The sequence below is a fragment of the Kordiimonas lipolytica genome (assembly GCF_001550065.1).
On the sequence record NZ_LRUB01000002.1, the window covers coordinates 241,628 to 254,548 of the forward strand.

Consider the following 12,921-nt stretch of genomic DNA (forward strand, 5'->3'; position numbering starts at 1 on the left):
GCGGATGGTCCTACAAATATTTCAGCGCAACAAAGCCCAGAATGCCTACCACCATGAAGGCCGTGGTGACAAGCCCGAGGCGCTTTTCAATAAAGTCGCGGATTGGGTCCCCGAACTTCCACAGAAGCGCGGCCACAAGGTAAAAGCGCGCGCCTCGCGCCGGAATGGACGCGCCAATGAACACAAGCGGGTTCAGGCCCACAACGCCGCTTGCTATGGTGACCACCTTGAAAGGAATGGGCGTGAAGCCCGCCACCAGCACAATCAGGATGCCATAATCGGTGTAATAACCGCGGAAGGCTTCAAACTGCGGCCCGTAGCCGTAAAACTCGATGATCGGTCGGCCGATGGTTTCAAACAGGAACATGCCGATCAGATAGCCCGCAACGCCCCCCAGCACGCTGGTGATCAGCGTAATGGTGGCCAGCCGCCAGGCCTTCAGCCGGTCGGCCAAGATCATGGGGATCAGCATGATATCGATGGGGATCGGGAAAAAGCTGGATTCCGCGAAGCTGATCGCGCCCAGCCATTTTTCGGACGCCGGGCTCTGGGCCTTTTCGATCGTCCAGTCGTACAGTTTCCTGATCACGGTGGTTATGTCCCCTCTGAATGCTGGTCCAGCAGCAAACCTCAAACTTCCTTAGCAATGGGGCAAGCTCAAGGCAACTGAATGCGCGTGTGCGGCTGAATAATTTATAAGGGGCCCAAAGGGCGGCCATTGTGCGCTTGACGGGAAAAGAAACGCGTATATTATGCGCGGGCTTTCTACCGCAGATTCTATGCGCAGTGCCCCTGTGGCGGAACTGGTAGACGCGCGGGATTCAAAATCCCGTTCCTTCGGGAGTGTCGGTTCGATTCCGACCGGGGGCACCAAAACAAACGGCGACCATCTGGTCGCCTTTTTGTTTTGTACCTTCCTTGAGGAATAACCGTGTTCGTTCACGAAGCGAATGGAATGAGCGGAGTAGACGTGAGCATGGCAAAGCCTGCGCAACGTCATTCCGACCGGGGGCACCATATCTTCCAGTTGCAATATATCGTGAGCTATCGCGGGCCTTCTTGCACGGCTTGGGCCTATTCAAGCCTCTAGCGCGTCAGCCGCCTCAAATAACCCCATATAATACTGAACTATTTGCCACGATAGCTATCGCAATTTGTGCAGAAATGGCTACAATCACGGGGGATTGGCGGTCATAACTTGAGGGTGGGGGCTTTTATGCTTGGTTTCTTCGCGGATTTTGAAACGCTAAAGACGATCCCTAATATCCCGGCTTCCAGCCGCACGTTCCAGTTGCCCGTTTATGCTCAGGTGGGGGATGACCTGTTCCTCTCATACTATACCGACGAGCAGGCCCCGGGATGGGAAGATGCCCTGGCGCTGGACCCGGCGGGGGCCATGTCCCACATGGCTTATGCCGTGCTCCGCTTTCATGATGTACTGTATTTTTCCTGCGAGACCTACGAAGACGATACCATTCGCGAACACCGGCTGGCGGAGTTCGGGTTGAAGCCTTTCAGCCAATATGTGGTGGAGCATTCGGCGCTGGTCGAGCGCCTGTTCGATCGTCAAGAGAAAAGCACGATCAAGCAGCAGCGGTACCCGCGGGAGGCGAGGCATTTCATTTTTACCATGCATGGCCATGTGTTCGAGCTGGTCGCCGCTGGGTTTGAGTTGGCGCGTGGGCGTGGGTCGCTCGTGGATGCCATCGCGCCCATGGTGACACGCCGGATGAACGGCCACGCTGCCGCGCAGCAGCCCTGAAGTACCCCTTTTTCCGCGGCGCTATTCCGCCGCGGCTTCGGGCGCTGGGGGCGGGCAGAAGCGCTGGCCCTTGTCGAATATGATCTTCCACTCGCCGTCGGCGTTTTTGCGCCAGGTGCTGTGGAAGTAGGCCACAACCGTGCCGTCGGGCGCCATTACCGGGCCAGTGGAGCGGGCGAGCGTACCGCTTTCAAGCACCAGCACGGTCTCAGGCTTCCATGAGAAAGGCGCGGCCTCGCCCTCATAATAGGCTTTCCAGCGTGCCATCACGGCTTCCTTGCCGCGGTCCGGCACATTCGGGCCCCAGAAGACCGTCTCTTCATCCAGGAAGCTGGCGAAGGCTTCGAAGTCGCGGTCGGCCATGGTTTTGGCGAAAGCCGCCTCCACCGCCGCCACTTCTTGTTCGAGCGCCGTGGCCTCATAGCCTGTCAGCAAGTCTGCCGCACTGAGTGCTGGTGCGCCCATGGCCATGGCTGCTGCCAGCACCAAGGATTTGAATTGAATATGGGTCATGCTGTTTCCTCCCCAGCTTATGTCTGGCTACCAGTTTACCGCTAAGCTGGAAGGATTGTCTATTATACGTCCGTTCAGGGCAGGGCCGATTACTCCGGCTTCCTGAGTACCATGAAAAGCGCCTTCTTCGGCCCCGGTTGCCACTTGTAGGCCACGCTGAAGCCAGCGTCCGTGAACTCTTTTTCAAGCTCCGCCGCCGAGAAGAACTTCACAACACTTGGGGCAAAACGCACAAGGCGCATCAGCGGCAGCAGGAACCGCACCCAGCCAAGCCCATCCTTGAGACAGGCGGTGCTGGTAACCATCAGCCCACCGGGCTTCAGCATATCATAGCAGCGCTGGATGACGGCCTGCCGGTTTTCCAGCAGGTGCAGGATGGAATGCGCCATCACCATGTCCTGGCTTTCGTTCGGCACATCCAGATCATCAATGGCGGCAACCTCGAATGACACATTCGTCACGCCTTCCGCTTCCGCCTTGGTGCGCGCAATAGCGATCATCTCTTCGGAGATGTCAGTGGCGCGAATGTGCTTTACATGGGGCGCATGCAGAAGCGCCGTGCTGCCGGTGCCGCAGCCGATCTCAAACACCTCCATGTCAGGCGTGAAGTAACTGCGCGTGACCTCAAGCTTGCGCTCATAAGACGGCATGTCGCCGATTTTGGCTTTGGCATAGCGCGCGGCTACGCGGTTCCAGAATTTGGCATCCTGATGCATGAATGTTCCCCATCGCTGCTGTCGTTTACGGCTTTGGTGCCGATTTCTGTAAATGTGGGGTGTTTGATGCCTGGTGTAAAGGGCTGTTGCGGGGCAGACGCCCCGCGCCGGTTGGTTGACCTCTGCATAGGCGGATCAATCGTTCAGTTTGACGATATCCTCGATCATCACACTGGCTTCGCCAAGGAGGGTGTTGATGGTTTTGGGGTCATCAAAGATACGGTAGACATTGACCGACAGCATATGATCGTTGACCAGGGTTATCCCGATCACGGCACCAACCGGCATCCGGCCATTTTCTGTCGCGACCTGTAGCTGAAGGCCTGCATAGACACCAGCATCGGTTTTCGCCAACAGTGACGGTACGCCGGTGCCGGAAATTTCAATAGGCGCCATGTTGTCCGTGCCCAGAACGCTCTCGCCGGCCTGGTTTACATTTTTGCTGATCTCGGCAACATCCACCTTCACGCCCTTGTCGAATTCCACGGCCAGGGCCTCGACCAGCTGTTTTCGCGTTATACCCTTGATCGGCTGGGCTTTGGTGCCGCCCTGTAGCGGTGACAACAGGATGACCCAGCGGCTTAGATTCAGAGAAACCCCCTCACGCAGCTGAGCAAGCTCATCGCAAAGCAGGTAAGCCCCCGCCACTTCGTTGCTGCCGGCGTTGGCCCTTACCTGAATATCTAGCCAGGCCTTGTCGAAAGGCTGTGCTTTGTCGATGGCGCAGAAGTCATCGTCCGCACGAACCGTCACGCTTGTTTCACCGAAGCTGACCTGATTGTCACCAGCATGGGTGGCGATGGAAAGGGCGATGGCAAGGCTGAAGGCTGTGGCCAGACGAATAAGTTTCATGGTTTCCCCCGAAAAAAAAGATTGAAGGACAGGCTAAGTCATCGGTGTATCAGAGGCAACAGCTTTGGATACAGTGCGGCTTCAAGGTTGATCTTTCATTCATGTTGCAAACTACCGTATTGTTGCCCTGCAAAATTGGGAGGCTGGTATGATCAAGGGAAGTTGCCACTGTGGTGCTGTAAGGTTCGAATTTCCAGGTTCGCCGGAATGGCTGACGGAATGTAATTGTTCCCTCTGTCGACGTCTGGGCGCGCGCTGGGCCTATGCCGATGAAGCGAATGTGACGCTTCATATGGCTTCAGGCGCAACGGAGAGCTATATCCAGGGCGACAGGACGCTGGCGACACACCGCTGCAGGACATGTGGCTGTGTGACCCACTGGGAAGCCCTTGATAAGTCGGAAAGCAGCCGCATGGGCGTGAATATGCGTCTGGCGGACCCCGCGGATGTGGCCGGCATCCGCGTGCGGCATCTGGACGGCGCGGATAGCTGGCAATATCTGGATTAGGGCACCTGGCGGGCCTGCGCGGCCTGCTCAGATATAATCGAAATCGTCTTCCCCATGGTGCGCTTGCGGTGCCTCGGGGTGGATGGGCACGGTCAGGATGACGGTCGTTCCCTTGCCTTTTTCAGACTCGATCTGCATGCCCCCCTTCATCAACAGCATGAAATGTTCCACCAGCGGCAGGCCAAGGCCCGTGCCTTCGCCCTCGGCCTGAACATACATCTGTTTGCTGACCTGGGCAAAAGGCTGCATGGCCAGCTCGATTTCCTGTTTGGTCATGCCGATGCCGGTGTCCGTTACTTTCAGTTCGAACTGGTCTCCCAGTTCTGTGGCCTCGATGGATATATGGCCCTCGGCGGGCGTGAACTTCACTGCGTTCGACACCAGGTTGATGATTACCTGCTTGAGGATGCGCGGGTCCGTAGTGATCTCCAGCGCGGGCACTTTCAGGTGCAACTGCTGTTTCTTGCGGTCCATCAGTGGCTGGCTGAATGCCACGGCTTCTTGAACAATCTGGTCCAGATAGGCGTCATTGAATTGAAGCTCGAACCGGCCGGCTTCCAACTTCGACAGGTCAAGAATATCGTTGATAATATCCAGCAGGTGCTTGCCGCTTTCGCAGATATACCCCAGATATTCGTCAGTTTGCTCCGGCGTGACGGCCATGTCCTTCTGCAGCATTTCTGAGAAGCCGATCACGGCATTCAGCGGCGTGCGCAGTTCGTGGCTCATGGACGCAAGGAAGCGTGACTTGGCGATGCTGGCGGCTTCGGCCTCCTCTTTCGCCTGCGTCAGTTCCATGGTGCGTTCCACCACCATTTGCTCCAGCCGCTCTTTCTGCTCTTCCTGCAGCTTATAATGCAGCCTCAGTTCGTGGATCATGTCCGCGAAGGCGCTTTGCAGTATCCGCAGTTCATCATGGCTGTGGCGTTCGCTGTTGGCCAGCAGGTCGCGGGTGACTTCGTCGTCCAGTTCTTTCTGCAGGCCACCAAATCGGGCCCGCCGGGCCAGGCTCGTGACGGTCTGCAGGGGTTTCAGCCAACGCTTCAGAAGCCATGCGGCGACAATGAGCCCAAGGAGCGCAAGCCCACCCGCATAGAGGCTCGCCTGCTGGATCAGGGCGTTGATGTTGCCGCGCACCCGTTCGGTGGTGACGCCCAGATGCACGATGCCGATCAGCTCCTGCTTTGGCGAGGATGTTGTGGCTGGTGGCTCCGTATCATTGTCCTGCAGTAATTCTTCTTCGAACAGGTCGTCACTGTCGCTTGTCAGCAGATCGCGCCAGATGGGGGCACCAATGTGCATGCCCGCGCCCAGCGTATCCGTATCTTCATCGCTGCTTTCGGAATGCTGCAGCACGATAGGGCCCCGCGACCGTTTCACGCCCGAGGCGACATTGGCGTCTACGGCCTCTGATACTGCCCCGGCGGGCAGGGTGGCGATCACCTGTCCTTCCGGGTCCAGAATGCTGATGTAATTGATGTCCGGGTCCTCAAGGTATGGGCCTAATGTCTGCTCCAGAAGCAGCCGGTCGCGCACCAGAACCCCAAGCTTGACGTTCTTTGCGATGCCAGTTGCCGTGGCTTGGCCGCGGCGCGCCAGGTCGTCTGTGAAAACCTGCGATGATGTCACAACGAAAGCGGCGGCCAAAAGCCCACCAACGGAGACGACTAGCAGCACAAGGAAACCTGTTGCCCTTTGTGTCAGGCTCAGGTTGTCGGCCAGCCAGCGACCCGGCGCCCATGTCCGTCTTTGGGCTTTCATCGCATCACCATTTTCACCCCTGCGGGCGCACCGCCGGTAACATCCGGTGTCTGGCGCAGGGTTTCCTGGTTGACGAGCAATTGAAAGAGGGTTGGATCATCCGAAAGGTCAGGCGGTGTTCCGGTTTCCAGATAGTGTTCAATGGCCTTGCCCAGTTTTTCGCCCAGGCGCTTTGGGTCAATGGTCAGGGCCGCCAGCATGCCGCGGTCCACCAGCCTGTCGCTGTCCACCAATGTGGGGACCTGGTTTTCAAGCGTAAGCTGAAGGATATATTCCACCGTGTCGGCGTTGATCGCCACGCGGTCCTTGATGAAGACGATTGCGTCCATCTCCTGAATCGCGGTGCGCAGGCCCACCGGCACATCATAAGGGCGCTGGACATAATAGAATTTTATCTGCAGCCCCAGTTCCTGCGCGGCCAAGACCGTTGGCTCGCGAATATCGTCCAGCCTGTGCCGGGTGGCCAGGAAGCCGACGCGCTCGATATTGGGGGCCAAGGCCTTGAGCGCTTGCAGCTTCAACTTGGGTGAAGGAGGGACCACCAAGCTTACAACGCCTTTGCTGTATCGGGTGTCATCCATCTCAGACCGGCCCAGGCTGTAGAAGATCGGCACATCCTGAAGTTCGCGGGAAATCATGCGTGTGGCCGGTTTGCCCAGGGTGATCACCAGATCGAGTGCATTATTCTGTCTAAGCTGTGCCAGCTCATAGGAAATCTGGCGGCCGACCCGGACGCTGCCTTTCATATCCATATATTTGACAGGGCGGCAGGGCAGGCAGTGCTCATTAAGCGCTTCTGCAACCGTGATGCTGCGCTCGTGTTTCAGGGTATCGACAATATAAACTTCAGCGGCCTGAACGGTGGCAGGCGCATGCAACCAGCCCAGAAGCATCCATGCACTTCTGCATCCAATAAGCCGCCACAGCGGGCGAAAGAACCCGTCAAATTTCCTGTTTTCCGCCGTCATATGCGATCGGATTGTCCCTTTCCCGACAAAAGGGTTAGCGGCCCCAAGCGAGGCTTGCTTACCTTTTGTAATCATATCAGCCAATAGGTTAGTAGGCCGTTAAGGACAATTTTATCCTTTTTGGCTGATTTCCACCATATGTGACTTGCTTCCCCTCAACTGGGGCCTATTGTTTTGGTGAAGCTGGAAGGACGTCCTATGAACAAGCTGCGCCTGATTGCCCTGTTGTTTGTTGCCTGGTCGGTGATGCCAACCGAAGCGGCGGATATGCCGACTGCCGCCCCCGAAGATGTGGGCCTTTCGGCCACGGTGCTGGATGACATGACCCGTCATTTTGACGCTTATGTGCGGGAGGGAAAGCTGACCGGCCTTACGACGCTTGTGGCGCGCCACGGCAAGGTGGTGCACTTCAAGGCCTATGGCGACCGGAAGCTTGCAAGCGACGTGGCGCTTGGAAAAAATGACATCTTTCGGATCTATTCCATGACCAAGCCAGTCACGGGTGTGGCCCTGATGATGCTGTATGAAGAAGGCCGCTTCAGCCTTGATGATCCGGTTGGCGCCTATCTGCCGGAGTTTGCAGGCGCGCGGGTTTTCAAGTCGGAGCGTGAAGATGGCACAGTTGAAACCGTTCCGGCGAAGCGTGAGATCACCATCCGGGACCTGATGCGCCACACAGCCGGGCTGACATACGGTCTTTTCGCCGATACGCCGGTGGACAAGCTATACCAGAAGAATGGCGTTCTTGAATCTGGCCTGTCGGCCAAAGAATGGATTTCGCGTCTTGCGCGCCAGCCGCTTCTTTACCAGCCGGGGGACAAGTGGGTTTACAGCTTCGCTGTGGATGTGCAGGGCCGCCTTATCGAGGTGCTCTCCGGTCAGCCGCTGGACCAGTATTTTGAAGAACGCATTTTCGCGCCGCTGGGCATGAAAGACACAGGTTTCTATATTACCGACAGGCAGGCGGAACGGCTTGTGGATATGGTAAAACCCGACAAGGACAAGGGGCTTACGGTCATTGTCGATCCCTATTTCCCGGACTATACCAAAAAACCCTCCAGCTTTTCAGGCGGTGGTGGGCTGGTGTCCACCACAGTGGACTATTGGCGCTTCGCCCAGATGCTGGCGAACGGCGGCGAGCTTGACGGCGTGCGGATACTGAAGGGTGAGACCATTCGCCTGATGGCGACGGACCAACTGCCAGCGCCCGCGGCTGCGTCCTGGGGCGGTGATCGCGGGCTCGGATTCGGGCTGGATTTTGCGGTAGTGAAAAACGTCCAGAAATATGGCGGCTACGGCAGCGAAGGCCTTTATTATTGGAGCGGCATGGCCAATACCAATTTCTGGGTTGACCCCAAGGAAGACCTGGTAGTGGTGATGATGACCAACCTGCAGCCATATGGTGCCCTTCCGCTCAAGGAAGACCTGCACAAATATGTCTATGAAGCCCTTGGGCAGACGGGCGGCGCAAACGCCGCCCAGGCGCGTTAGTCTTTAGCAGCATTGATAATAAAGAAAAGCGGCGGGGCAAAAGCCCCGCCGCGCGCCTGTCGATCGCTCACAACTGAAGACCCCCATCTACTCAGGGCGAACGACAATGGCGACTTTACCCGCTGGCATACCTGCCTTGACGGCTTCGTCATGGATGCGGATGAACCGGCCCATGGCGGCGTCTTTGTGGGTTTCCACCAACACGGGCGCGTTTGGCCGCGCGGTGTGGGCTTCCTTCACGATTGCCTCAATCGACCAGTGGTCAATCATGCGGCCTGCGTGAAAAATGCGGCTTTGGGCATCGACGGAGAAGCCGATCGGCTCGGTGGGCGACTTCGGACCCGATAGCGGCTTCTGGAAGTTGGGCTCAATGCCGTTTTCCCGGACAAAGCTCGCCGTCACGATGAAGAAGATCAGCATGATGAAGACGATATCCAGCATCGGCGTCATATTCGGCTGGGCTTTGGCCTGTGTCTTCGCCTGTGTGCGAATAGGTGTGCGCATAGCCTGCCTCCTTACCCGTTTTCGGCCATTTCAAAGACCATGCGGAACTGGACACCCGGTGTGGCGCGGGCTTGCCCGTCTACAACGGTGGGCTTGTATTTATATTTCTTGATGGCGGCGAGCGCGGAGCGATCAAACCACCCCTTCGGATTTGCATCCACCACAACGGCGTCTTCTACATCGCCTGACTCGGAAACCGTGAATTCCAGAATCACCCAGCCTTCAACGCCTTGTTCCAGCGCACGGCGTGGATATACCGGCTGCACGCGTACTAGCGGCAAGCGTTCGCCGTCAGACAAGCCCAGCGCCAGCTTGGTTTTGCCGGGAGTAACGATCTGGGGCTTTGGCGCCCGTCCGACCGTGACATTGATACCTTCGAGCGAGGCAGAGCGATCCACTGTTATTTCCGGTTGAGGCTCGACTTCTGGCGGCGGTGTTACCCGGTCGATTTCCCGGGCCTTGAGCTCGGTGATCTTTTCGATTGTGAAATCGCGGAATTGCTTTCTGGGGGTCTCCTGAAAGTCGAGATCATTGGAGGCAACAAGCCCCTGCATCAGATAGAAGAGCCCGAAAGTGGCGGCCATAGCGCCGCCGGCAATGGGAACAAATTTGGATTGGTTGGTAGCTGCAAACATAACGCCCTCCATCAATGTTATGATGTAACATTAACAGACTTTTGGGCACCTGAAAAGTTATAATATAACTTTATTGAACAGAGGCCCCAAGGCGACGCATTTTGGCGAACCAGCGCTGTTTTTTGGTGTCCGTCGCACGGTCGACCATGCCGAAATAGCTGGTGCGGATCGGCCCACAACCGGAAAAGGCCAGCACATTGCGCGCGAAGAATTTAACCCCGTGGGAGAGATAGAAGAGGCGGTAGGCGAAAGCGGGCATGCCCATGGTGACCACCAGGCGTACCGAGCGGCCTTTCAACAGGCTGCGCCATGCCGTCAGCTCATCTCCCTCAGGCAGAAGGGTAGGGCGGAAGATCTGCTCGAAGAAACCTTTCAGAAGGGCCGGCAGGCTGCCAAGCCATAGCGGGAAAACGATCACAAGATGGTCTGCCGCCAGAAGGGTGGCCTGCACATCCAGAAGGCCGGCTGGTGTGGCCCCGCTGTTCCAGTCGTCGGGTGAGCGCAGCATGGGGAAATCCAGATCCGTGACCGCGACGGTCGTGACCTCATGTCCGGCGTCCCCGGCACCTGCTTCGTATGCGCTTGCGAGCGCATGACACAGGTGGTTTTTGGCGCTGTCAGGATGGCCCTGCAGGATGACGATTTTCTTCTTTGTGTCCATGATACCGGTCTCCGTGTTGGAAACTGGCAGTATAGTTCCAGGGCCAGACGATGTCCTTGATGCCGGTCAACCGGGGCGCAGGTGTTCATAGTGGGGCCAAAGAAAAACGGCGCCCCGTATGGGACGCCGTTTCTCGATTTTTCTGTGAAGGCCGTTAGCCGTTCAGCATTTCTTCGCGCGCTTCCTCAGCTTTGAGATAGCTCTCCCACTGAGTAACCATGCGCTTGTCTCTGCGGTCGGTTGCCATGCGCTTCGCGGTCTTGAAGGCCTCACGGGCTTCCTTGAACCGCTTCAGCTCGGTAAAGGCCTGACCCCGCTGCATGGTCGCAGACAGTGTCTTTTCCTTGGCCTTTTCCGACTTGTCCTTTTCGAACGCTTTTATAACGCTCGCGAAGGAATCAAGGGCATCCTTATAGTGACCAAGCTGCATCTGCACCTGACCGATCTGGAACCAGAGATCACCGTCTTCATCGCCAGCTGCAGCCTTGGAGAGAGGCTCGAGCGCCTTCTCATACTCATAGGCCATCATATAGCACTGACCGAGGATCTTCTCGTTCTTCGGGGATTTCTCGACACGGTTTTCCTTGAAAGCCTTTTCGAGAATCCAGGCACATTTGATTGGTGCACTACGCGCCAATTGGATTTGGGCAACATTCACAAGCTGTGTCTCGTTATCGTCGAGGAAGCCTTGCTTGTAAGCTGCTTCCGTCAGCGAGTAGGAGGTCTGCTCGTCACCCAGTTCCTGATAGATACCTGCCAGCTGGGTCCAATAGCGAGGCTTTGGCCAGTTGATCAGCAGGATCTCCAGCACGTCACGGACTTTTTCGTATTGGCCGAGTTCCCAGTGAGAGGAAAGAGCAATGCTGTACCAGCTTTCTTTCACTTCCACAGTTTCAAGGGAATTGCCAATTTCGATGGCCTGATAGATATACTTCAGACACTCTTCGAACTCGTTCCGTACATAGTGCAGGTTGGCGATGAACTGCAGGTTGCTGACGCTGATCAGCGTCGGGTCAACACGGTTCTGCCAACGCTGGATATATTCCAGCGCCTTGTCGAAATCTTCCTCACTATAATAGAGTTGCCCCAGATTATAGATGATGCCGATTTCAAGAGCTTCCGGAATGGAATCTGCGAACTGCAAGATTTTTTCGTAGGCACTGATAGTGCCGCGAACGTCATCCTGCTCGTAGAAAACCTGTGCCTTCAACTGCCAAGCGACGGCGCGCTCGTAGTCGTTGGCCTTGCGCGCAAGCGCATCGTCCAGGATTTCCATACCTTCCGCATAGTTTTTGGCGTCGATGGCTTCCTGAGCCTTCTGCAGCTTCTTGTGGAAGTCTGCAGTCAGCGCCTGAACCTTGCGGGTGCTCTGTTTCTTGTTTGATTCCGCCCGTTGGGCGAAAGCAGTTTGCTCACCAAAGATTGGCGTACCTTCCGGCATTGGCAGGGCAGCGAGTACCGCTGCCGCAGCCACAGCCATTGGAAGAGATTTGATGGTCTTGATCATGCTCATGACTTTTCTCCTCCCCTAGTCTGCCAGATCGAAGCTGAACCGGTATTTAACGCCGGTCACCTTCTGCGGTTGGCCATTGACGACTTTCGGCTTGTATTTGAACTTCTGCGCAGCTTTCGTTGCGGCACGCTCAAAGTAGCCTTTCGGGTCGGCCTCGATGATGATGATGCTGTCAGCCGGTACAGTACCGTCTTCGTTCACCGTCAGTTCCACAATCACATATCCTTCGATGCCGCGCTCCTGAGCCCGACGTGGATATTGTGGTTGCACGCGTACGAGCGGCAGATAGTCACCATCCTGGCTTGGGCCGAGGTCGATGGAACCCAGATCTACGCCAGCGCCACTGTTGGCACGGCCGATCGCCAGGTTCATCTTGTTCGGACCCTGAACGTCCACTTGCGGAGCTTCGATCTCCGGCGGTGGCGCCTCCACTTCTGGTGGCTTCTCTACTTTACGCTCCATGCGTTGTGGCGGTTGCTCCTCGATGTCTTCAACGACATCGACAAAGCGTACGCGGGTCTGTTCTTCAAGATTCACTTCCTGACCGAAATCAACAAGCGCCTGCATGACATAGAACAGACCGAAGGTAACGCCAGAAGCGGCTATAAGAGCTGTTACAAATCTTGCAATCATGAACTCTGCTCCGCTGCTATGGCAATTGTTGGGACGCCAGCATCGCGCACGGCGTCATAGACTTTCATTACCAAACCGGCCTTCGCACTTTCGTCTGCCTGGATAGCCACAGTCCCTTTCGGGTTTTCACTGTGCAGCTTCTCAACCGCCGTCCGCAGAGCATCAAGCTCTACCTCTTCACGGTTGATCCAGATTTCGTCCGTTGGCGTGACAGCGATCAGGATACTAACCTGTTTCCTGGGAATCGCTGTTTCGGCCTCGGGTTTCGTCACCTGGACCCCGGCTTCCTTTACGAAGACCGCAGTAACGATGAAGAAGATCAGCATGATAAACACGATGTCGAGCATCGGCGTCATGTTGATATCCGCTTCTTCTTCCTGTTTTTGTGCGTGGTCTCGCATTGT

The 12,921-nt window shown here is 56.6% G+C and carries 15 protein-coding genes and 1 tRNA gene; 4 read left to right on the forward strand and 12 right to left on the reverse strand.

Annotated elements, in window-relative coordinates; translation table 11 throughout:
• Window positions 1–10: 10 nt before the first annotated feature.
• Complete coding sequence (locus KORM41_RS01255) at window positions 11–589, reverse strand: YqaA family protein (RefSeq protein ID WP_068143556.1); 579 nt, start codon at window positions 587–589, stop codon at window positions 11–13.
• Window positions 590–788: 199 nt separating this feature from the next.
• On the opposite strand from KORM41_RS01255, the gene KORM41_RS01260 reads away from it, so the two are divergent.
• Window positions 789–873 (forward strand) — tRNA-Leu (locus KORM41_RS01260).
• 343 nt (window positions 874–1,216) lie between these two features.
• On the forward strand, window positions 1,217–1,762 hold the full coding sequence (locus KORM41_RS01265; protein WP_068143558.1) for a hypothetical protein: 546 nt from the start codon (window positions 1,217–1,219) through the stop codon (window positions 1,760–1,762).
• A 21-nt stretch (window positions 1,763–1,783) separates the two neighbouring features.
• Here KORM41_RS01265 and KORM41_RS01270 read toward each other — a convergent pair whose 3' ends face one another.
• The 3 genes from KORM41_RS01270 to KORM41_RS01280 all read right to left on the reverse strand — a co-directional run bounded on the left by KORM41_RS01270 (window position 1,784) and on the right by KORM41_RS01280 (window position 3,843).
• On the reverse strand, window positions 1,784–2,275 hold the full coding sequence (locus KORM41_RS01270; RefSeq protein WP_068143559.1) for a YybH family protein: 492 nt from the start codon (window positions 2,273–2,275) through the stop codon (window positions 1,784–1,786).
• A gap of 89 nt (window positions 2,276–2,364) precedes the next feature.
• Window positions 2,365–2,991 carry a class I SAM-dependent methyltransferase gene (locus tag KORM41_RS01275; RefSeq protein WP_068143560.1) on the reverse strand — a complete coding sequence of 209 codons (627 nt, stop codon included), beginning with the start codon at window positions 2,989–2,991 and terminating at the stop codon, window positions 2,365–2,367.
• Window positions 2,992–3,126: 135 nt separating this feature from the next.
• Window positions 3,127–3,843, reverse strand: coding sequence for a hypothetical protein (locus tag KORM41_RS01280; RefSeq protein ID WP_068143562.1), 717 nt, complete (start codon window positions 3,841–3,843; stop codon window positions 3,127–3,129).
• Window positions 3,844–3,991: 148 nt separating this feature from the next.
• On the opposite strand from KORM41_RS01280, the gene KORM41_RS01285 reads away from it, so the two are divergent.
• Window positions 3,992–4,351 carry a GFA family protein gene (locus tag KORM41_RS01285; protein ID WP_068143564.1) on the forward strand — a complete coding sequence of 120 codons (360 nt, stop codon included), beginning with the start codon at window positions 3,992–3,994 and terminating at the stop codon, window positions 4,349–4,351.
• Between the two features lie 27 nt (window positions 4,352–4,378).
• Here KORM41_RS01285 and KORM41_RS01290 read toward each other — a convergent pair whose 3' ends face one another.
• Both KORM41_RS01290 and KORM41_RS01295 read right to left on the reverse strand, forming a co-directional pair.
• Window positions 4,379–6,112 (reverse strand): sensor histidine kinase, encoded by a 1,734-nt coding sequence (locus KORM41_RS01290; protein ID WP_068143566.1) that lies wholly within the window; start codon window positions 6,110–6,112, stop codon window positions 4,379–4,381.
• The gene (locus KORM41_RS01295) at window positions 6,109–7,080 is read right to left on the reverse strand and encodes an ABC transporter substrate-binding protein (protein WP_068143568.1); all 972 of its coding nucleotides are present in this window, start codon (window positions 7,078–7,080) and stop codon (window positions 6,109–6,111) included. The genes KORM41_RS01290 and KORM41_RS01295 overlap by 4 nt, the downstream gene beginning before the upstream one ends.
• 198 nt (window positions 7,081–7,278) lie before the next feature.
• Between KORM41_RS01295 and KORM41_RS01300 the strand changes: the two genes are divergently transcribed.
• On the forward strand, window positions 7,279–8,571 hold the full coding sequence (locus KORM41_RS01300) for a serine hydrolase domain-containing protein (RefSeq protein ID WP_068143571.1): 1,293 nt from the start codon (window positions 7,279–7,281) through the stop codon (window positions 8,569–8,571).
• Window positions 8,572–8,658: 87 nt separating this feature from the next.
• Here KORM41_RS01300 and KORM41_RS01305 read toward each other — a convergent pair whose 3' ends face one another.
• The 6 genes from KORM41_RS01305 to KORM41_RS01330 all read right to left on the reverse strand — a co-directional run bounded on the left by KORM41_RS01305 (window position 8,659) and on the right by KORM41_RS01330 (window position 12,918).
• On the reverse strand, window positions 8,659–9,075 hold the full coding sequence (locus tag KORM41_RS01305; RefSeq protein ID WP_068143573.1) for an ExbD/TolR family protein: 417 nt from the start codon (window positions 9,073–9,075) through the stop codon (window positions 8,659–8,661).
• Window positions 9,076–9,086: 11 nt separating this feature from the next.
• Window positions 9,087–9,710, reverse strand: coding sequence for an energy transducer TonB (locus KORM41_RS01310; protein WP_068143575.1), 624 nt, complete (start codon window positions 9,708–9,710; stop codon window positions 9,087–9,089).
• A gap of 70 nt (window positions 9,711–9,780) precedes the next feature.
• The gene (locus KORM41_RS01315; protein ID WP_068143578.1) at window positions 9,781–10,371 is read right to left on the reverse strand and encodes an NAD(P)H-dependent oxidoreductase; all 591 of its coding nucleotides are present in this window, start codon (window positions 10,369–10,371) and stop codon (window positions 9,781–9,783) included.
• A 154-nt stretch (window positions 10,372–10,525) separates the two neighbouring features.
• Window positions 10,526–11,884, reverse strand: a complete 1,359-nt coding sequence (locus KORM41_RS01320) for a tetratricopeptide repeat protein (RefSeq protein ID WP_068143580.1) — start codon at window positions 11,882–11,884, stop codon at window positions 10,526–10,528.
• A gap of 15 nt (window positions 11,885–11,899) precedes the next feature.
• Entirely contained in the window at window positions 11,900–12,517 is a 618-nt protein-coding gene (locus KORM41_RS01325; protein ID WP_068143582.1) for an energy transducer TonB, read from the reverse strand.
• The gene (locus tag KORM41_RS01330) at window positions 12,514–12,918 is read right to left on the reverse strand and encodes an ExbD/TolR family protein (protein ID WP_068143585.1); all 405 of its coding nucleotides are present in this window, start codon (window positions 12,916–12,918) and stop codon (window positions 12,514–12,516) included. Before KORM41_RS01330 ends, KORM41_RS01325 begins: the two co-directional genes overlap by 4 nt.
• Between the last annotated feature and the right edge of the window lie 3 nt (window positions 12,919–12,921).